Genomic DNA, 19,202 nt, shown 5'->3' with positions numbered 1-19,202 from the left:
TGACGCATACACCGATGGGAGGAGCGATCGTGACGTCCATCCAGTTTCTCAAGCCCGATCCCTCCATTCTCGCGCGCCGGGACGATATTGTTTCCAGTTTGCGGTCGGTTCTGCCTGACGAGGCGGTTGTCTCCGATCCGGTCCAGTTGCGCGCCTTCGAAACCGATGGGTTCACGGCCTATCGCCGACTGCCATTGGCAGTCGTTCTGCCGTCATCTACCGAAGAAGTCGCGGCAGTGATGGAAGCCTTGGCGCGGAAAAAAGTTCCGGTTGTGCCGCGTGGAGCGGGCACATCGCTTTGTGGCGGAGCGATCCCGCAGGAGGATGCGGTCATTGTCTCGTTGACCAGAATGTCGCGCATTCTGGAGGTCGATTATCCCAATCGCCTGGCGCGGGTCGAGGCGGGCGTGACCAACCTCTCCATTTCCGAGGCGGTGTCCGCCGACGGCTTCTTCTACGCGCCCGATCCGTCGAGCCAGCTCGCCTGCACGATCGGGGGCAATATCGCCATGAATTCGGGCGGCGCGCATTGCCTGAAATATGGCGTCACGACCAACAATCTGCTCGGCGTCACGATGGTTCTCTACGACGGTACGGTCATCCGCCTCGGCGAGGGCGAACTCGATCCGGCCGGCCTCGATTTGCTCGGCCTCGTCTGCGGATCGGAGGGCCAGCTCGGCTTGGTAACAGAGGCCATCGTCCGCCTGATCGCCAAGCCGGCAGGCGCGCAGCCGGTGCTGTTCGGTTTTGCCAGCTCCGAGAAGGCCGGCGATTGCGTGGCCGACATCATCGCCGCCGGCATCATTCCCGTGGCCATCGAATTCATGGACAAGGAAGCCATCGCCATTTGCGAAGCCTTCGCCAAGGCCGGATATCCGCTCGATGCGGAAGCGCTGCTGATCGTTGAGGTCGAAGGCTCCGACAAGGAAATGGCCGACCAGCTCGGTCGTATTGTCGAGATCGCGCGACGCCACGATGTGCAGACCATCAAGGAGAGCCAGAGCGCCACCGAGGCGGCGCTGATCTGGAAGGGGCGCAAGAGCGCCTTCGGCGCAACGGGCCGCGTGGCCGATTACATCTGCATGGACGGCACCGTGCCGCTCAGCCAGCTTGCCTATGTGCTGAAAGAGACTGGCGAGATCGTCAAGCGCTACGGTTTGCGCGCCGCCAATGTGTTTCACGCCGGCGACGGAAACATGCACCCGCTCATCCTCTACGATGTGAACGATCCGGTTAAACGCCAGAAGGCGGAGGATGCCGGCAACGATATTCTGCGGCTCTGTGTCGATGCCGGCGGATGCCTGACCGGCGAACATGGCGTCGGCATCGAGAAGCGCGATCTGATGACGCATCAATATAACGACACCGACCTCGATCAGATGAAGGCCGTGCGCGCCGCTTTCGATCCCGAATGGATTTTCAACCCCTCCAAGGTCTTTCCGCTGGAAGGCCGCGGCGAAACTGATGGCGGCAAGGCTTCGGCCGACCCCGATACGCGCCCTTCGCCAATGGAGGCGGCGGAATGATCCCTTCGGACAAGGCCGACCGGCGGATCGAGCCGGCTGACGAGACCGAATTGGCCGATGCCGTTCGCGAAGCGGCCGAAGAGGGCACGCCGCTCGAGATCGAAGGTGGTGGCACACGGACATTCGGCCGCCCGGTCGATGCCCTCGCCACGCTCTCGACGGCCAGACTCTCCGGCATCGTCGCTTATTCGCCCAATGAGATGGTCGCCACGGTAAAAGCCGGAACGCCGCTTACCGAATTGCAGGCCGCGCTGGACGAAGCCAATCAGCGCTTCGTCTTCGAGCCGATCGACCACCACACCCTGCTCGGCACCGAAGGCAAGCCGACGGTCGGCGGCATGGTGGCGGTCAACGCCTCCGGCCCGCGCCGCTTCGTCGCAGGGGCTTGCCGCGACAGCCTGCTGGGCGTCCGCTTCGTCAATGGCAGAGGCGAGATCGTCAAGAATGGCGGGCGGGTGATGAAAAATGTTACCGGCCTCGATCTGGTGAAGCCGATGGCCGGCAGTTTCGGCACGCTCGGCGTTCTGACTGAAGTCACGCTGAAAGTGCAGCCGAAGCCGGAGACCGAAGCGACCCTTGCCGTGCGTGGCCTGCTGGAGGCCGATGCCGTGACCGTCCTTGCTCACGCCATGGCGACGTCCACCGATGTGACGGGCGCGGCGCATCTGCCCGAACTCACTGCCGGCAAGGTGCTCGATGGCGCGCTTGGCTCGGAGCCGGCCACGCTGATGCGTCTGGAGGGGTTCGAAAGCTCCGTCCATGAACGCGCCGAGAAGCTGAAGGCGATGTTCGGCCGGCTCGGCGAGATCGAAACGCTGGACGCCGAACGGAGCCAGCGGCTCTGGTCCGACATTCGCGACGTCAAACCCTTCGCCGATCAGAGGCAGCGCCCGGTCTGGCGGCTCTCGATGAAACCGTCCGACGCCCATGAAGCGGTGATGGCGCTGCGCATGGAGGCCGGCGCGTCCGCCTTTTATGACTGGCAGGGCGGGTTGGCCTGGGTACGAATGGAGGGCGGCAATACGCTGTCGGGGCTCGTGCGGAAGACCGTGGCAGCCCATGGCGGCGGCCACGCCATGCTCATCCGCGCGACGCCGAGCGAACGGCGTTTCGCCGTACCTTTTCAGCCGCAGGCCAAACCCCTCGTTACGCTGGAAAAACGGATCCGCGACGCCTTCGACCCCAAGGGCATTCTCAATCCCGGAAAAATGGTGGCTTAGAGAGACAGTAAATGCTGACAGCAAAAGAAACATATCAAGCAATTTTGAGTGGAATTGAAATCGCTAACAATAATTATCTTGATATGACAGGAGGTTGGTCAATCAGTCAATCAGGACCGGAGTCGTTAATTTCTGCTGCAGTAGCTAAGAGTCTATACGATGCTGGATGCGAAAAAGACGAAAGGTGCTTCGTAAGTTTAGAAACTGGATTCAAAATGTTAAGAGATTTGTCAGGTAAATCAGGAGAAAGAGGAAGAATACCAACTTTACTGAAAAATGGACAGCGTGCGGATATTGTGTATTGGCACAAAAGAGATTTTCCCATTGGTATTGTCGAGGTTAAAAGGCAATTCGGTTATTCTAATTTATCTAAGGATGTAGATAGATCAGCTAAATTGATCGAGAAGTACGGGGTATTGAACAAGGGAACATTTCGTTGGGCAGCTTTTGCAGCTACACGCGACCGCGAAGAAGAAATCGACAACGACGCTGGTTGTATGAACGAGGAGGCAGAAGAAGTATTTCGGACAACCTTGGAGGATTTTATGGAAAAGTCAAAGTCAGCGTATCCTGAATTCAAGTTTCAGGGAGGTATAAGAATTAATTCTAAAGATTGGGATGGCTACAGATATTGGCAGTGTGGCTATGCTGTGGTTATGACGCCTAAGAGTCGCTGATGCAGACCAATTTCACCGCCGAGCAGCTGACCGATCCTGCCACCGCCCATTCCGAGGCGATCCTGCGCAAATGCGTCCATTGCGGTTTCTGCACCGCCACCTGCCCGACCTATGTCACGCTCGGCAACGAACTCGACAGCCCGCGCGGGCGCATCTACCTCATCAAGGAGATGCTGGAGAACGACCGGCCTGCTGACGAGAAGACCGTCACCCATATCGACCGGTGCCTCTCCTGCCTTGCCTGCATGACGACCTGCCCGTCGGGCGTGAACTATATGCACCTGGTCGACCATGCCCGCGCCCATATCGAGAAGACCTATAAGCGACCATGGCACGAGCGCGCGCTGCGCAACGTGCTGGCGGCGGTCCTGCCTTACCCGTCGCGGTTCCGGCTGGCGCTGCGCGGCGCGCAGATCGGCCGCCCCTTCGCCGGTCTTTTCGGACGCTGGGAGTTGACGAAACCGTTTACCGCCATGCTTGCGCTGGCTCCGGCGCAAATGCCGCCGAAGAGCGACAGTGTTGCGCCTGGCGTCCGCCGTGCCGACCCGACCGTCGCCAGGCGCGGGCGCGTCGCCATTCTGACCGGCTGCGCACAGAGCGTTCTCGATGCCGAAACCAATGAAGCGACGATCCGCCTCCTGAACCGGGTCGGTGTCGAGGTGGTCGTGCCGCGCGGCGAAACCTGCTGCGGCGCGCTCGTCCACCATATGGGCCGCGAGGAAGCGTCGCTCGATTTCGCGCGAAAGAACGTCGATGCCTGGAGCCGCCAGATCGAGGGCGAGGGGCTCGACGCGATCATCATCACGGCCAGCGGCTGCGGAACCACGATCAAGGATTACGGTTTCATGCTGCGGCACGACGAGGGCTATGCGAAACGCGCCGAAAAGGTCGCCGCGATCGCCAAGGACATCACCGAATATCTTTACGCGCTCGATCTGCCGGAGCCGGTGAACGAGACGGGCCTGAACGTCACCTATCATTCGGCTTGCTCGATGCAGCACGGTCAGCGGATCACCGAGACGCCCATCGATCTGCTGCGCGCGGCTGGCTTCAATGTGTCCGAACCGGCGGAGAAGCATCTGTGCTGTGGGTCTGCCGGCACCTACAATATCACCCAGCCGGAGATTGCAGGCCGGCTCAAAAAACGCAAGCTGAAGAACCTGAAGGCAACGGAGCCGGAAGTCATCGCCGCCGGCAATATTGGCTGCATTATGCAATTGTCGGGCGAGGCGGGCGTGCCGCTCATTCACACGGTCAAGCTGCTCGACTGGGCTTATGGCGGGCCGAAGCCCGACGGCGCGCCGGAGGGTCGCGCACCTGCCGCTAAGAGCGAAACGGCTTCGCTTCTCGAAACCCTTGCGAAAGAGGCTGCTGTCACGGTCTCCTGACGGTATCGATATGGCCTATCTCACCACCACCTTCGTGCCAACGCCGACCTGCCCGTAGAGATCCTGCACATCCTCATTGCGCATCCGGATGCAGCCGGAGGAGACGTTCTGGCCGATGGTCCAGGGCGCGTTGGTGCCGTGAATCCGGTAGAGCGTCGAGCCGAGATAGAGCGCCCGCGCGCCGAGCGGATTGGATGGTCCGCCCGCCATATAGCTCGGCAGGTTGCGGCCCTTCTTTTTCTCGCGTGCGATCATTTCGGCCGGCGGGCGCCAGTCCGGCCATTCCCGCTTCTGGCTGACCTTGTGCGTGCCGCTCCATTCGAAGCCGGGCTTTCCGACGCCCACGCCATAGCGCTTGGCCTTTCCGCCGGGCAGTACATGGTAGAGAAAACGGCTGGCGGTATCGATCTCGATCGTTCCGGGCTTCTGTCTGCCGCGATAATCGACGATCTGCGGCAGAAAGCGGGGATCGATCGTCTGGTTGGCGAGGGGCCGTGATGCGGGAATAGATGTGCGCTGGACCGGCGCAGGAAGCGCTATGCGTCGTTGTTGAACCCTGCCCGGTTGAACGGTCCGGGCACGCGGCAGCGCCACCCGGCGCTGCGGAGCCGAGGGGCGCACCACATAACCGCGCTGCACCCGGCTGGCGGCCCGTCCGGCCCGGCCCGGCAAGGCGCGTGGTTTCAATTGCATGATCCATGGCTCGGCAACGTCGCGGCTGACCATCACGGCCTGCTGCGCCAGTGCTGCCGGGACCGGCAGTCCGCTCAGAAGCGCCAGCGACGCCAGAAGGGCAGGGAGGGTGAACGGTTTTAACATACGCAAACTCTTCGAACTCGACGGGCCGAAACGGCCGAACGCACTTGTCCCGAACTGGCGGGGTGGTATTTCGTTGCATCCAGCGTGCCGTAGCGCCGGACTCCAAGCGGTTAAGAGCCTCCCGTAAAATGCGATGGAGAACCGAAACCGTTCTTCAGGGTTAGGACGAGGTTTCCCGGCGCGGTAAAGAAGGTGTTAAAGGCGATCGGCTGCTCCGGGGTGGGTGGCCCGGCAATGGAGCGACTATGCAGGGGAACGGTCTCAGACAAGGCGAGGACGGCGTGTGCCGTTGCCAATGGGCGGGCAGCGACCCGCTCTATCGGCGCTACCATGACAAGGAATGGGGTCGTCCGGTCACGGAGGATACGCGCCTGTTCGAAAAGATCGTGCTGGAAGGGTTCCAGTCAGGCCTCTCCTGGCTGACGATCCTGAAGAAGCGGGAGAATTTCCGGTCTGCTTTTGCCGGCTTCGAGCTTGAGAAGGTGGCCGCTTTCGACGAGGGCGACGTGCAGCGGCTTCTCGGCGATGCCGGCATCGTTCGTCACCAGGGCAAGATCCGCTCGGCGATCAACAATGCTGCACGCGCGCTCGAACTGCAGCGTGAGGCGGGCAGCCTCGCCGCTTTTTTCTGGTCGTTCGAACCGCCGCAAAGCGAACGGCCCGACCCGGTGACGTGGGAGGCAATCGTCGCCAATCCGGCAACGACGACCTCCAAACGGCTGGCAAAGGAATTGAAGAAGCGCGGCTGGAGTTTCGTCGGACCGACAACGGCTTACGCCTTCATGCAGGCGATGGGACTGGTCAATGATCACGTGGAGGGCTGCACGGCGCGGGCCGGCTGCACTGAGGCGCGCGAGATCCTCTGTGTGCCGGAGTGATCTTTTATGGATCTGAAATGCCGCTCACGACAGGGTGAAACACCATGGAACTTCCCGGCCACAAATCTAGTTAACCTTACGAAGGGCCCTTTATGGAGGACATCCATGAAAAAGATGATGACGATCGCAGCCATAGCTGCCGCTATCGGCTTTACGGGCGTCGGCCCGGCCCAGGCTGCCCCCCTGTCGATCCCGGCAGCGCCGCAGACAACCAGCACGAACACTCCGCAGAATGTCGATTTCCGGGTGCGGGGCGGCATTTATTTCTACAATGGTCATCGTGGCAGCCGCCGCTGGCATCGCGGATGGCGGGAATATCGCGGCTGGTATTTCCCACCCCGCGCCTTCTACCGGGGCGGATATTACCGCACCGCGCCGCGCTATTACTACCCTGACAGGCCGCGCCGCTACTATAAGCCGCGCTATCGCTACAGCGATGGCTTCTCGCGCGCGCATTACCGCTGGTGCCACAATCGCTACCGGTCCTACCGGTCCTACGACAACACGTTCCAGCCCTATCACGGCCCGCGCCGCCAGTGCTACTCGCCCTACGATTGATCGCGGCGGAACGTCTCTCCAAAAGCCCTGCCATCCGGCGGGGCTTTTTCATGTATGCGGGCGACGGGCCAGAATGGCGATGGCCACTCCGCCGAGAATGATCGCCGACGCCGCCATCAGCCGCAGGGTCGGCTCTTCGCCGGCAAAGACAAGGCCCATCCCCGCTGCAATCACCGGCACCGTCAGTTGCAGGATTGCCGCCTGCGTCGCGGTGAAATGGCGCAGCGTCCGATACCAGAGCGCATAGCCGAGGCCAGAGGTGATCGCGCCCGAAAGGATGCCCAGAAAGACGCCGTAGCCGTCGATGTTCCAGCTTCCCGCGACCGCCGCAAAAAGCAGCGGCACGAGGGCGAGCGGCGCGGCGCGCAGGAAGTTGCCGGCGGTGAGCCCCAGCGGATCAGCGGCCCCCTTGCCGCGCAGCGTATAGATGCCCCAGGCGATCCCGGCGAGCGCCATCAGCGCCGCGCCGAGCGGATCGGGGGCCGAAAGGCCCGGCGAGACGAGCCAGACGAAGCCACCGAACGCGGCGACCATGCCGGTCCATTCCAGACCACTCGGTCGCTCTCCGGAAACGAGGCCCCAGGCGATCATGCTGGCCTGCACCAGCGAAAACAGGATCAGCGCTCCCATGCCGGTCTCCAGCGACAGATAGGCGTAGGAGAAAGCGGCGGCATAGGCGACGAGCGCGAGGGCGGACACAAACGAGCCGGGTGGCCGAAGGGACAGTCCCTGCGCGGATGTGGCCTGGTCGGCCTGCGACGCCCGCCAGGATCGCCACGCCAGAAGCGCCATCAGCATGATGGCGCCCGATGCAATGCGCACGAAGGTGTAGGCCGACCAGTCCGTGGCGCTGTCGGTCAGCGCCAGCCGGTTGAGCAGTGAATTGGCGGCGAACGCGACCATCGTCAGCGCCGCCAGCAGAAAGATCGCCATGCCGTCTCCGTCCCTTGTTCGCGCCAAGCTGGCCTTTTGCAATACGGTGAGGCAAGGCAAACGTTACGGCCCGCGCGCCGCCTTGCCGGAAACGGGGCTTTTCGCTAGGGGGAGGGCCGTTTGGTAAGTAATCAATTACGTATCACCTCCCGCCGCCACACCGATCCTGCAAGTGAGCCCATGGCCGAGAAGAAAAAGAAGAAGCTTCAGAAGCTGAAGGCGCGTCTGCCGCGCGGTTTCGTCGACCGTTCGCCGGAGGATATCCGCGCGACGGACCGGATGATGGCGGCCATCCGGCGCGTCTATGAGAGCTATGGCTTCCAGCCGGTCGAGACGCCGATGTTCGAATATACCGACGCGCTCGGCAAGTTCCTGCCGGATCAGGACCGGCCGAATGAGGGCGTCTTTTCGCTGCAGGACGATGACGAGCAGTGGATGAGCCTGCGCTACGATCTGACCGCGCCGCTCGCCCGCCATGTGGCGGAGAATTTTCAGACGCTCAATCTGCCCTACCGCACCTATCGCGCCGGCTGGGTGTTTCGCAACGAGAAGCCTGGCCCGGGCCGCTTTCGCCAGTTCATGCAGTTCGATGCCGATGTGGTCGGCGCGCCATCCGTCCAGACCGATGCCGAAATGTGCATGATGATGGCCGACACGATGGAGGCGCTCGGCATCCCGCGCGGCCAATATGTCATCCGCGTCAACAACCGCAAGGTGCTGGACGGCGTGATGGAGGCCATCGGCCTTGGCGGCGAGGAGAATGCCGGACGGCGGCTGACGGTCCTCCGCGCCATCGACAAGCTGGATCGGCTCGGCATTGAGGGCGTCCGCCAGCTTCTCGGCGAAGGCCGCTGGGACGGCGGCAAGGAAGGCGAAGGCGATTTCACGCCGGGCGCGGGGCTGAAAAGTAGTTACATAGGTTTCGTAGCTGACACATTTCTGAATTCTGCAGATGCAGTTGATACCAAGCAGCGGATAGCTTCAGAAAAAGTAAGACAAAAATTAAGTTTGCCGCGCCAGGGATTGCTCGGAGGCAGCATGCAAAATCCCACCTACTTGGAGGGTCAGGACGAGCTTTCGGCATTGGAAGATCTGGTTTTGTCAGCTGGCTACGATGCCGACCGTATTCTCGTAGACCCCTCCGTCGTCCGCGGTCTCGAATACTATACCGGTCCCGTTTACGAGGCCGAACTTCTGTTCGATGTCGTCAACGAAAAGGGCGAGAAGGTGCAGTTCGGCTCGGTCGGCGGCGGCGGGCGCTATGACGGGCTCGTGAAGCGCTTCACAGGACAGGATGTGCCGGCGACGGGCTTTTCCATTGGCGTCTCGCGTCTGATGACCGCCCTCAAAAACCTCGGCAAGCTGGACGACACAGATGTGCTCGCGCCGGTGCTCGTCACCGTGATGGATGGCGAGCGGATGAGCGACTATGCCGCGCTGACCAAGGCGCTGCGCGACGGTCTTCGCACCGATGACGCCTTCGTTCCGGTCGAGATGTATCAGGGCAACTGGAAGAAATTCGGCAACCAGCTCCGCTATGCCGACCGGCGCGGCTGCCCGCTCGCCATCATTCAGGGCAGCGACGAGATGGGGCGCGGCATCGTGCAGGTGAAGGACCTGATCGAAGGCCGCAAGCAGGCCCAGGCCATCGAAAGCAATGAGGAGTGGCGCGAAACCCGTCCCGGACAATTCGAAGTCCCTGTTCGGGACGAAAAGGGCGACCTCGACTATACCAAGCTGATCGACGCCATCCGCGAGCGCCTTGCGGACCACGCGGCCGAGCGCGCGGGCGCGGCGGGCTAGGCGGCGCATCATGGCTCTACCGCAGATGCTGAGCGCCGCCGAGGCGTATCTGGAAGAAGCGGGCGCGCGGCGCACCGTGCTGCCGGTCATCCAGCCGGCCGACCCGTTTCTCGACATGGCGGGAGAGGATCTGCGCCGCCGCATCTTCCTGACCGAGAGCGAAACCGGCAAGGCGTTGTGCCTGCGGCCGGAATTCACGATTCCCGTCTGCCTCAAACATCTGCAGGAGCGTCCGCTCGAACCGATCCGCTACGGGCTCTGCGCGCAGGTCTTCCGCCAGCATCGCGACGGTGACAGCGAGTTCTTTCAGGCCGGCATCGAGGATCTCGACACCGAAGACGCGATTGCCGCCGATGCGCGCGCACTGGCCGACGCGGCGGGCCTCGTCGCGCGGCTGCGCGGCACGGGCGAGGGCCTGCATATCACGCTCGGCGATCAGGCCGTTTTTGCCGCCATTCTGGAGGCGCTGGGCCTGCCGGGCGGCTGGCAGATGCGCCTGCTGCGTGCCTTCGGTCAGCCGGATGCGCTCGCCAACGCGCTGAATGTCCTGTCCGGCCGGGAAGCGCCGGCGGTGACGCAGGACAGCCGGGTCGCGGACCTCCTTTCATCGGGCGACGATGCCGCGCTTGTGGCCCATATCGAAGTGTCCATGGCCGGCTCCGGCATCTCGCCCATGGCCGGGCGGCGGCCCGAAGAGATCGCCGCGCGCCTGAAGGAGCGCGCTGCGCTCGCTGCGACGCGGCTGCCGGACGATGCGCTGGCCGCGCTGGAACGTTTCATCGCCCTGCGCGTGCCGCTGGCCGAAGCCGGTCGCGCGCTGACGGCCTTCGAGGGGAAGGCCGAAATTGATGTGACCGAGCGGATCGAACTGTTCGCCGCGCGGATCGAGGCGATCCGGCTGGCGGGAATCGACCCCGGCACGGTCACATACGATGCCGCTTTCGGCCGCCCGCTCGACTATTACACCGGCCTCGTCTTCGAGGTCGGGCTGGAAGGCCATGAAAGGCCGCTGGCGAGCGGCGGGCGCTACGACCGGCTGCTGACGCTGTTGGGGGCGGAACGTCCCATCCCCGGCGTCGGCTTCGTCGCCTGGCTTGACCGGATAGAAGTGCTGGAGGCGGGTCGATGAGCGGCGGGACCATCACGCTGGCGCTGCCCTCCAAGGGCCGGCTGAAGGAGCAGGCGATGGGCGTTCTGCGCGCCGCCGGCTACAATGTGCGCGAACCCGCCGATTCCCGCCAGTACCGGGCAAGCGTCGAGGGCATGGACGGGCTGGAGATTGCCTTTCTGTCGGCCTCGGAGATCGCTCGTGAACTGGGTGCCGGCACGGTCGATCTCGGTGTGACCGGCGAGGATCTCGTGCGCGAAAGCCTGCCGGCTTGGGACGAGAAGGTCGCCATCGAAGCACGGCTCGGTTTCGGGCGGGCGGACGTGGTGGTGGCTGTGCCGGACTGCTGGTTCGATGTGCGCACCATGGCCGATCTGGACGATGTGGCGGCCCATTTCCGCGCCGGCCATGGGCGGCGGCTGCGCATTGCCACGAAATACTGGCGGCTGACGCAGGAGTTCTTCTCGCAGCGCCACGGCATCCAGGTTTACCGGATCGTCGAGAGCCTCGGCGCGACGGAAGGCGCACCCGCCGCCGGCAGCGCCGACGTGATCGTCGACATCACGTCCAGCGGCTCCACGCTGCACGCCAACGATCTTCGCGTTCTCGACGACGGCGTCATTCTGGAGAGCGAGGCCTGCCTCGTCGCCAATCGCCGCTCGCTTGCCGGCGACAAGGGTGAACGGATGGGCCAGATCGCCGCATCCATCCGCGCGATGGTCTCGGAGACCGCCTAGCTCCGGTCGATGGAGAAGCGTCCCGCGCCGACGGCGGCGAAGGCCAGATAACCACCCGTCATGGCGATGTTCTTCATCAATTGCGTCATCTGTTGCGGGTCGTCCGGCTGGAAATGGAAGACGAAGGCGGTGAAGAAACAGAACCCGGTCAGCGCCAGCGCCGCCGAGCGCGTCAGGAACCCGACCAGCAGAAGCAGTCCCGCCACGGTCTCGAAGATGGCGGCGACCCAGGCCAGAATGACGGGGTAGGGCAGGCCGGCCGATTCGATATAGCCGGCGGTTCCTTCAATGCCCATCAGCTTCTGCGCGCCCGATGCGATGAAGATGCTCGAAGCCAGAATGCGGCCGATCAGAAGGAAAATGTCGTTATTGGCGCGCTTGGTCGCGAGTGTGTCGGCCATGGGGGTCCCTCTTCGAATTGCTCTGCCCGCACATTTTGTTGCGGAGAGGCATTTGTCGAGCCCTGCACCGGGTGGCAAGGGCCTGCCCGGTGGAAAACAGCACTGCCAGGAACGCTCAATTACGGCGTGATCAACGCCCGGTTCATCTGCTAAGGGCGTCGGAGAACTGAACCGCGGCGGCCAGGCAGGTGGGCTGCACGATTTACGGAGAGACTGTCATGACGGATCGGCGCTCGGCGCAGCAATGCCGCACGATGAGAGAACTGCGCCAGCAAATTGACGCGATCGATGCCGATCTGATGGAGCTTCTCGCGCTCCGCAGCACCTATATCGACCGGGCCATCGAACTGAAGCAGGTGGAAAAGCTGCCGGCGCGGGTGCCGACGCGCGTGGCGGAGGTGCTGTCGAATGCGCGCCGCGCCGCCAATGATCGCGGTTTCGATCCCGAACTGGCCGAGACGATCTGGCATGAGATCGTCGAATGGTCCATTGCGCGGGAAAGCAAGGTTATCGGCGGCTGAACCGGTCGTCCCGTCCGGTCACTCGCTGCGGTAGCGCAGCAGGTCCCCCGGCTGGCACTCTAAAAACTCGCATATGCGCTCGAGCGTCTCGAAGCGGATACCCTTAACCTTGCCTTGCCTCAGCAGGGACAGATTGGCCTGGGTAATGCCGATATGTTCGGCAAGGTCGCGCCCGCTGACGCCGCGTTCGGCCAGCATGACGGACAGGCGCACATCGATCGGCATCAGACGAACTGCCTGTTTTCGTCTTCGATCGCGGCGGCCTCGGTAAAGACCCAGGCCAGAAGCCAGAAGCCGGCAATGAGAACCAGCGACTGGATCGTGTCGAAGCCGATCGTGATCGCAAGGCTGCCTTTTTCGCTGCCGGCAGAAAGGATCAAGCCGGTTAGCGGAACGACCGCCAGCCGCAGAAGCGTCGCGGCAAGCAGGGTGCTGGCGAAACTGCGGAAGGCCACGAAAACGTCCCGCGAAAAATACTGGCCCCTGCGAAAAGCGGATAGGGCCGTGCGCAACCGAAGCAGGCCATAGGAGAGGACGAGCACCGGGATGACGGTGAGGACGACAATCGCGATACGCTTATCGTCGGTAACGGTCGGAAAGAGAGCAGGATCGACGTCGGCGCTTGCAGCGATTTCCGCTGCACTCATTGTTGCGCCCATAACGACAACGGCCAATGGCGCGACAACCGCCATGGCGGTCAGAAGGAGATTGAGGGCCCTGCTCCAGAGGACGATACGTTGTCTGCGGATGTTTCGTTCCATGAGGTCTGCTCCTGACTATTTGACGGCCTATTAGTCAGAAAATTATTGTCTTGCAATAACTATTTTCTGAAAAACAAAAATTCTTTGTCGCGTTGCAGGAACAAAAAGGGGCGGCCCGAAGACCGCCCCTCTCAGGAAGTAGCGATGGTGAGCTACGGGCTTCCTTAGAAGCCCATGCCGCCAGTCGAAGCCCCGAAGGGGACTTCGACCAACCCAAAGAGATGGGCGTGCTACGGGCTTCCTTAGAAGCCCATGCCGCCAGTCGAAGCCCCGAAGGGGACTTCGACCAACCCAAAGAGATGGGCGTGCTACGGGCTTCCTTAGAAGCCCATGCCGCCAGTCGAAGCCCCGAAGGGGACTTCGACCAACCCAAAGAGATGGGCGTGCTACGGGCTTCCTTAGAAGCCCATGCCGCCAGTCGAAGCCCCGAAGGGGACTTCGACCAACCCAAAGAGATGGGCGTGCTACGGGCTTCCTTAGAAGCCCATGCCGCCCATGCCACCCATATCGCCACCGCCCGGCATGGCCGGTGCGTCCTTCTTCGGAAGCTCGGCGATCATGGCTTCGGTGGTGACCAGCAGACCGGCAACGGAGGCCGCATCCTGCAGGGCCGTACGAACGACCTTGACCGGATCCACGATGCCCATCTCGATCATGTCGCCATATTCGCCGGTCTGCGCATCATAGCCATAGGTGGCCGATGCGTTTTCCAGCACTTTGCCGGCCACGATCGATGCTTCGTCACCGGCATTGGTGGCGATCTGACGGATCGGCGACTGAAGCGCGCGGCGAACGATCTGCACACCGGCGTTCTGGTCTTCGTTCTCGCCGGTCAGGCCTTCCAGAGCGGAAGTGGCGCGAAGCAGAGCCGTGCCGCCACCGGCGACAATGCCCTCTTCGACAGCAGCGCGCGTTGCGTTCAGCGCATCGTCGACGCGGTCCTTCTTCTCCTTGACTTCCACTTCCGTGGAGCCGCCGACGCGGATAACGGCAACCCCGCCAGCCAGCTTGGCAAGACGTTCCTGCAGCTTCTCACGGTCGTAGTCCGAAGAGGTTTCTTCGATCTGCGCCTTGATCTGGCCAACGCGGCCCTGAATGTCGTCCTGCGAACCGGCGCCATCGACGATGGTGGTGTTCTCCTTGGTGATGGAGACCTTCTTGGCGGTGCCGAGCATTTCGAGCGTGACGTTTTCCAGCTTGATGCCGACGTCCTCGGAAATGACCGTGCCGCCCGTCAGGATCGCAATGTCCTCGAGCATGGCCTTGCGGCGGTCGCCGAAGCCAGGCGCCTTGACGGCAGCGATCTTCAGGCCACCACGCAGCTTGTTGACGACGAGCGTGGCAAGCGCTTCGCCTTCGACGTCCTCAGCGATGATGAGAAGCGGACGCGACGACTGAACCACCGATTCCAGAACCGGCAGCATGGCCTGCAGGTTGGAGAGCTTCTTCTCGTGCAGAAGGATGTACGGATCTTCGAGGTCCGCGATCATCTTCTCGGTGTTGGTGACGAAGTAGGGCGACAGATAGCCGCGGTCGAACTGCATGCCCTCGACGGTTTCCAGCTCGGTCTCGGCGGTCTTGGATTCCTCGACCGTGATGACGCCTTCATTGCCGACCTTCTGCATCGCATCAGCGATCATCTTGCCGATTTCCTTCTCGCCATTGGCGGAGATGGTGCCGACCTGGGCGACTTCATCGGAAGTGGAGATGGAAGCGGCGCTACCGCGAAGGTGCTCGATGACCTTTGTCACGGCCAGATCGATGCCGCGCTTCAGGTCCATCGGGTTCATGCCGGCGGCAACGGCTTTTGCGCCTTCCTGAACGATAGACTGTGCAAGGACGGTCGCGGTCGTGGTGCCGTCACCGGCCAGATCGTTGGTCTTGGACGCCACTTCACGGAGCATCTGCGCGCCCATGTTCTCGAACTTGTCTTCCAGTTCGATTTCCTTGGCGACGGACACGCCGTCCTTGGTGATGCGCGGTGCGCCGAAGGACTTGTCGATGACGACATTGCGGCCTTTCGGGCCAAGCGTGACCTTCACGGCGTCGGCGAGGATGTTGACGCCGTTGAGCATGCGCTCGCGAGCATCGCGGTTAAACTTGACTTCTTTGGCTGCCATTATCGTGCCTCCTGGGCTCTAGGCCCGTAAATTCGTGAATATCGATTGGGTTCAGTTATGCGATCAGGCGATGACGCCCATGATGTCGCTCTCCTTCATGATGAGGAGATCCTGACCGTTCAGCTTGACTTCGGTGCCGCTCCACTTGCCGAAAAGCACGCGGTCGCCAGCCTTGACGTCCAGAGCGTTGACCTTGCCGCTATCGTCGCGCGCGCCCGGCCCAACGGCCACGACTTCGCCTTCCTGCGGCTTTTCCTTGGCGGTATCCGGAATGATGATGCCGCCGGCGGTCTTTTCTTCGGACTCGACGCGCTTGACCACGACGCGGTCATGCAGCGGACGGAAATTGGTATCGGCCATGTTTTTCAAACCCCTGGCTTTTGACGTCTCGTTGAAACGATGAATCGCTCCAGAATGACTGGGCAATATTGGCACTCTCTTTTGACGAGTGCTAACGCGGCGGAGGTAAGCGGGAGGGACAGGACTGTCAAGAATGGCCCCGCAAATTTTTCCGGGCCCCAAGCGCATCACAACGGAAGCTCAGTCGACCCCCGGATCGACTGCGGAGATGTCGCTGCGCAACGGTCGGGGAATGCCGAAATGCGGCCCATTCATATAGCGGAAGCCGCGATCCAGAAGGCTGACCGCTTCGTCCTGGTCATGCACATGGGTGATGATGAGATCGATTCCAAGCGGCTCGCAGATGAATCCATAACGCTCGCTCTCAGCATCAGCGAGAACCGCCTTGGCTGGCAGTTTCAGCCAACGAATGGCGGCCTCGGCCAGGCGGGACATATGCGCCTCCGGAAAATTGTCGCTCTCGCAGGCGAGCGTCGGGCGTTCATCCGTGTCCGACCAGGGAAGCGTACCGTCGAGAATGATGGCGATTGGCAGTGACAGAACGATCGCATTGGCATTCCGTAGCGTCCTGGAATGAAGAGCGTCGCCGACGGCCTGATTGGTTGGCGCGTCGACAAACGCGGCGCTCAGCGGCACGTGGATCGGTTGGGACGTTTTGGCGTCGTCGGTTGCGATCTGCCGGGCGACCTCGGCGGCTTTTTTCAACAAAATGCCGGCAAGGCGCCTTTGTGTTTCGATCGAAAGCCCATTTGCACGTTGAACGTCTAGGCTTTGTTCAGCGCTGCCGAAAGATGCATAGGCTTCGAACGCGATGGGCTTGGACTGGATGACGTCGACAATGGGTTGAAGGCTGAGGCGCGGTTCGCTGGTCTCGATCATCCGTTGCAACGACGATCCGTCGGTTTCGTCGCTATCGGCCTGCGTTCGGGCCGGCGCGATCTTGATCGGCACGACCTTGCACGACCGCCTTTTGAAATCTGCGACCGGCTCAGCATCCGCTTCGACATCCTTGCCGCCATCCATCGTCTGCCGCATCGAGACGATGTCGCGATGGGTGGCGCGCGCAAGATCGGCCATGGAAAGAGCGGCCACATCCGCGCGGTTGGCGAAATCGGAAAGGGCCTGATCGATGGCGATCAGCCGGTCCTCGGTTTGCTTCTGTACCCGGCTGGCCCGAAGAAGCGCCACCAGCGCCAGGACGAGGGCGAGCGTTGCAATCAGAAGGCTGACGACGAGAACGTCCCGCACCACGAGGCTTGAGAAATCGGGATTGGCGGACAGGATGGGCGTCAGCACCTGGTAGATGGCAAAAAAGAGAATGATAACGAAAAGGGCGAGCAGAACTTTCCGCATAATGAACTCCTGAACGCGGCTGGTCGCATCCATGTTTACGGGTGCGCAGGCCACAACGCCACTGCCATGGTGACTTGCGCGCCGTCATGGTCTAGATGCAGCGCGCAATAACCGCTCTCAAGGGACAATATGACCTGGCAGACCCCGCCTTTCATCGACTCGTTGGACGAGGTTTCGGGCGCGTATTCCCTCCTGCTGTGCGATGTCTGGGGCGTGGTGCACAATGGTGTGCGACCCTACGAACGAGCCTGCAAGGCACTGGTTCGCGAACGGCAGGCTGGCAGGACGGTCGTGCTGATCACCAACTCGCCGCGCCGCGCCGACGCCGTGGCGGAGCAGATGGCGCAGATCGGCGTTTCCGCCGACGCATGGGACGCCATCGTTACCTCGGGCGACGCGACGCGGCGGCTGATCGCCGAAGGGCCGCGCGGCGTTTTCCACATTGGGACAGAGGCCGAACTGCATCTTTATGAAGGTCTCGGTGTCGAGCGGGTTTCGAAAGGCGAGGCGGAAGCCGCGGTCTGCACCGGCCTGTTCGACGATGAGCACGAAGATCTGAACGAGTATGATGGTTTGCTGCGGGAGCTTCTCGCCCGGAACGTGCCCATGGTATGCGCCAACCCCGACCTGAAAGTGCGCCGTGGCGACCGTATCGTGCCCTGCGCCGGCGCCGTTGCGAAAGCCTATGAGGCGATGGGCGGCGAAGTCCGCGTCGCTGGCAAGCCGCATGCGCCGATCTATGACGCCGCCTTTGATGCAGCCGGGAACGCTGCCGGCCGCATCTTCGCGAAGAACGAGGCGCTGGCGATCGGCGATGGAATCCCGACCGATGTGAAGGGCGCCGTCGACCAGGCCATCGATTGTCTCTTCATTACCGGCGGCGATGCCGGTATCGAAGGCGATGCCGATCTGTTCGCTCTTCTGCGGGCCGCCGATCTACGGCCTGTCGCTTCCATGACGCATCTGGTCTGAATGATGGCGATCCTTCGGCTCGACCATTGCAAGGATCTGCCTGCCGATCTTCGCGACGGCGTCATTGCGATTGGCAATTTCGACGGTGTCCATCGCGGTCATCAGGCGGTGTTGAGTATGGCGCGTCAAAAGGCCGAAAAAGCCGGGCGTCCGCTGATCGTCCTGACATTCGAGCCTCATCCGCGCGCCTTCTTTTCGGGCGAAGCCATTTATCGCCTGACGCCGCCGGCTCTGCGCGCGACACTGCTTGGTGAACTGGGCGTCGCCGCCGTTGTCGAGCAGCGCTTCGATGCCGGTTTCGCGGCGTTGTCGCCGGACGCCTTCATTGACGACATGCTTCGCGATGGCCTTGGCGCCAAGGCCGTCATCGTTGGCCATGATTTCCATTTCGGGCACAAACGCGCCGGAACACCTGCCATGCTGGCCCAGGCCGGTCGGCAAAAGGGTTTCGCCGTCGATATTGTCGAGCCGGAAACCGCGGAAGACGGATTGTTGATTTCGTCCAGCACGATCCGCCAGGCGCTTGCCGACCACGATCTGGCCATGGCGAACGGATTGCTCGGCTACCGCCATACGGTGATCGCGACGGTCGAGAAGGGCCAGCAGCTTGGACGGACATTGGGCTACCCGACGGCCAACATGTCGCTGCCGCCACAGACCCAGCTTGCGCTGGGCATCTACGCCGTGCGCTTTCGTCGCGCCGATGGCATCCTCTATGACGGGGTTGCCAGCTTCGGGCGACGACCGACCGTGACCGATGAGGGCGCGCCGCTTCTGGAGACGTTCCTTTTCGATTTTTCCGGCGATCTCTACGGCGAGACCTGCGCAGTCAGCCTCTTCTCCTATTTGCGCGGCGAAGAGAAATTCGACGGGCTCGATCCGCTCATTGCTCAGATGAAGCGCGACGAAGAAGAAGCCCGCACCGTTCTCGGTGGCGTCCAACCGCTCGGTCCTCTCGATAACGCCATCGCCTTTCGCAAAGAAGGCACGCCTATCGAGGTGCTCTTGTGACAGGTTCAAACTTGTGCGCAAATACGGCTTGTGCGGTGCGGCCAGACCAGTCTGAC

The 19,202-nt window shown here is 62.2% G+C and carries 20 protein-coding genes; 12 read left to right on the top strand and 8 right to left on the bottom strand.

Features of this window, described 5'->3' with window-relative positions:
• Positions 1-14: 14 nt before the first annotated feature.
• From B7H23_RS00870 to glcF, 4 genes are read left to right on the top strand one after another with little or no spacing between them, the layout of a single operon-like run.
• Positions 15-1,526: an FAD-binding oxidoreductase gene (locus B7H23_RS00870; protein ID WP_420814455.1), complete on the top strand. Its 1,512-nt coding sequence runs from the start codon at positions 15-17 to the stop codon at positions 1,524-1,526.
• Positions 1,523-2,746: a glycolate oxidase subunit GlcE gene (gene glcE, locus B7H23_RS00865; RefSeq protein ID WP_094075532.1), complete on the top strand. Its 1,224-nt coding sequence runs from the start codon at positions 1,523-1,525 to the stop codon at positions 2,744-2,746. Before B7H23_RS00870 ends, glcE begins: the two co-directional genes overlap by 4 nt.
• Before the next feature lie 11 nt (positions 2,747-2,757).
• On the top strand, positions 2,758-3,423 hold the full coding sequence (locus tag B7H23_RS15790) for a hypothetical protein (protein ID WP_143534697.1): 666 nt from the start codon (positions 2,758-2,760) through the stop codon (positions 3,421-3,423).
• Positions 3,423-4,811: a glycolate oxidase subunit GlcF gene (gene glcF, locus B7H23_RS00855; protein ID WP_094075530.1), complete on the top strand. Its 1,389-nt coding sequence runs from the start codon at positions 3,423-3,425 to the stop codon at positions 4,809-4,811. Before B7H23_RS15790 ends, glcF begins: the two co-directional genes overlap by 1 nt.
• A 15-nt stretch (positions 4,812-4,826) precedes the next feature.
• On the opposite strand, the gene B7H23_RS00850 is transcribed toward glcF, so the two are convergent.
• Positions 4,827-5,630, bottom strand: a complete 804-nt coding sequence (locus B7H23_RS00850) for a L,D-transpeptidase (protein WP_094075529.1) — start codon at positions 5,628-5,630, stop codon at positions 4,827-4,829.
• A gap of 245 nt (positions 5,631-5,875) precedes the next feature.
• On the opposite strand from B7H23_RS00850, the gene B7H23_RS00845 reads away from it, so the two are divergent.
• Positions 5,876-6,508, top strand: a complete 633-nt coding sequence (locus B7H23_RS00845; protein WP_094075528.1) for a DNA-3-methyladenine glycosylase I — start codon at positions 5,876-5,878, stop codon at positions 6,506-6,508.
• 105 nt (positions 6,509-6,613) lie between these two features.
• On the top strand, positions 6,614-7,066 hold the full coding sequence (locus B7H23_RS16280) for a BA14K family protein (RefSeq protein WP_094075527.1): 453 nt from the start codon (positions 6,614-6,616) through the stop codon (positions 7,064-7,066).
• 48 nt (positions 7,067-7,114) lie between these two features.
• Here the strand turns inward: B7H23_RS16280 and B7H23_RS00835 are convergent, their stop codons facing one another.
• A complete protein-coding gene (locus B7H23_RS00835; RefSeq protein ID WP_094075526.1) occupies positions 7,115-7,999 on the bottom strand; it encodes a DMT family transporter in 885 nt (294 codons plus the stop codon).
• A 180-nt stretch (positions 8,000-8,179) separates the two neighbouring features.
• Here B7H23_RS00835 and hisS point away from each other — a divergent pair, with 180 nt between their 5' ends.
• From hisS to hisG, 3 genes are read left to right on the top strand one after another with little or no spacing between them, the layout of a single operon-like run.
• Positions 8,180-9,802, top strand: a complete 1,623-nt coding sequence (gene hisS, locus B7H23_RS00830) for a histidine--tRNA ligase (RefSeq protein WP_094075525.1) — start codon at positions 8,180-8,182, stop codon at positions 9,800-9,802.
• A gap of 10 nt (positions 9,803-9,812) precedes the next feature.
• On the top strand, positions 9,813-10,931 hold the full coding sequence (locus tag B7H23_RS00825; RefSeq protein ID WP_094075524.1) for an ATP phosphoribosyltransferase regulatory subunit: 1,119 nt from the start codon (positions 9,813-9,815) through the stop codon (positions 10,929-10,931).
• Positions 10,928-11,647 (top strand): ATP phosphoribosyltransferase, encoded by a 720-nt coding sequence (hisG, locus tag B7H23_RS00820; protein ID WP_094075523.1) that lies wholly within the window; start codon positions 10,928-10,930, stop codon positions 11,645-11,647. Before B7H23_RS00825 ends, hisG begins: the two co-directional genes overlap by 4 nt.
• On the opposite strand, the gene B7H23_RS00815 is transcribed toward hisG, so the two are convergent.
• Positions 11,644-12,048, bottom strand: a complete 405-nt coding sequence (locus B7H23_RS00815; RefSeq protein WP_094075522.1) for a DoxX family protein — start codon at positions 12,046-12,048, stop codon at positions 11,644-11,646. The genes hisG and B7H23_RS00815 overlap by 4 nt on opposite strands.
• A gap of 218 nt (positions 12,049-12,266) precedes the next feature.
• Between B7H23_RS00815 and B7H23_RS00810 the strand changes: the two genes are divergently transcribed.
• Positions 12,267-12,569, top strand: a complete 303-nt coding sequence (locus B7H23_RS00810; RefSeq protein WP_094075521.1) for a chorismate mutase — start codon at positions 12,267-12,269, stop codon at positions 12,567-12,569.
• A gap of 18 nt (positions 12,570-12,587) precedes the next feature.
• Here B7H23_RS00810 and B7H23_RS00805 read toward each other — a convergent pair whose 3' ends face one another.
• From B7H23_RS00805 to B7H23_RS00785, 5 genes are all read right to left on the bottom strand, one after another.
• A complete protein-coding gene (locus B7H23_RS00805; RefSeq protein WP_094075520.1) occupies positions 12,588-12,794 on the bottom strand; it encodes a helix-turn-helix domain-containing protein in 207 nt (68 codons plus the stop codon).
• Positions 12,794-13,330: a DUF2975 domain-containing protein gene (locus tag B7H23_RS00800; RefSeq protein ID WP_094075519.1), complete on the bottom strand. Its 537-nt coding sequence runs from the start codon at positions 13,328-13,330 to the stop codon at positions 12,794-12,796. Before B7H23_RS00800 ends, B7H23_RS00805 begins: the two co-directional genes overlap by 1 nt.
• Positions 13,331-13,806: 476 nt before the next feature.
• The gene (gene groL / locus B7H23_RS00795; RefSeq protein ID WP_094075518.1) at positions 13,807-15,450 is read right to left on the bottom strand and encodes a chaperonin GroEL; all 1,644 of its coding nucleotides are present in this window, start codon (positions 15,448-15,450) and stop codon (positions 13,807-13,809) included.
• A gap of 63 nt (positions 15,451-15,513) precedes the next feature.
• Complete coding sequence (gene groES, locus B7H23_RS00790; RefSeq protein ID WP_094075517.1) at positions 15,514-15,810, bottom strand: co-chaperone GroES; 297 nt, start codon at positions 15,808-15,810, stop codon at positions 15,514-15,516.
• Positions 15,811-15,990: 180 nt separating this feature from the next.
• Entirely contained in the window at positions 15,991-17,163 is a 1,173-nt protein-coding gene (locus B7H23_RS00785) for an EAL domain-containing protein (protein WP_143534696.1), read from the bottom strand.
• Positions 17,164-17,292: 129 nt separating this feature from the next.
• Here B7H23_RS00785 and B7H23_RS00780 point away from each other — a divergent pair, with 129 nt between their 5' ends.
• Positions 17,293-18,135, top strand: coding sequence for a TIGR01459 family HAD-type hydrolase (locus tag B7H23_RS00780; protein WP_094075515.1), 843 nt, complete (start codon positions 17,293-17,295; stop codon positions 18,133-18,135).
• On the top strand, positions 18,136-19,146 hold the full coding sequence (locus B7H23_RS00775) for a bifunctional riboflavin kinase/FAD synthetase (protein ID WP_094075514.1): 1,011 nt from the start codon (positions 18,136-18,138) through the stop codon (positions 19,144-19,146).
• The last annotated feature ends 56 nt before the right edge of the window (positions 19,147-19,202 follow it).

Origin of the sequence: Notoacmeibacter marinus (genome assembly GCF_002238045.1) — a bacterium.
Taxonomy (GTDB): Bacteria; Pseudomonadota; Alphaproteobacteria; order Rhizobiales; family Rhizobiaceae; genus Notoacmeibacter; species Notoacmeibacter marinus.
Note: the sequence above shows the minus strand (reverse complement) of the source record. Positions and strands in the feature narration are given on the sequence as shown.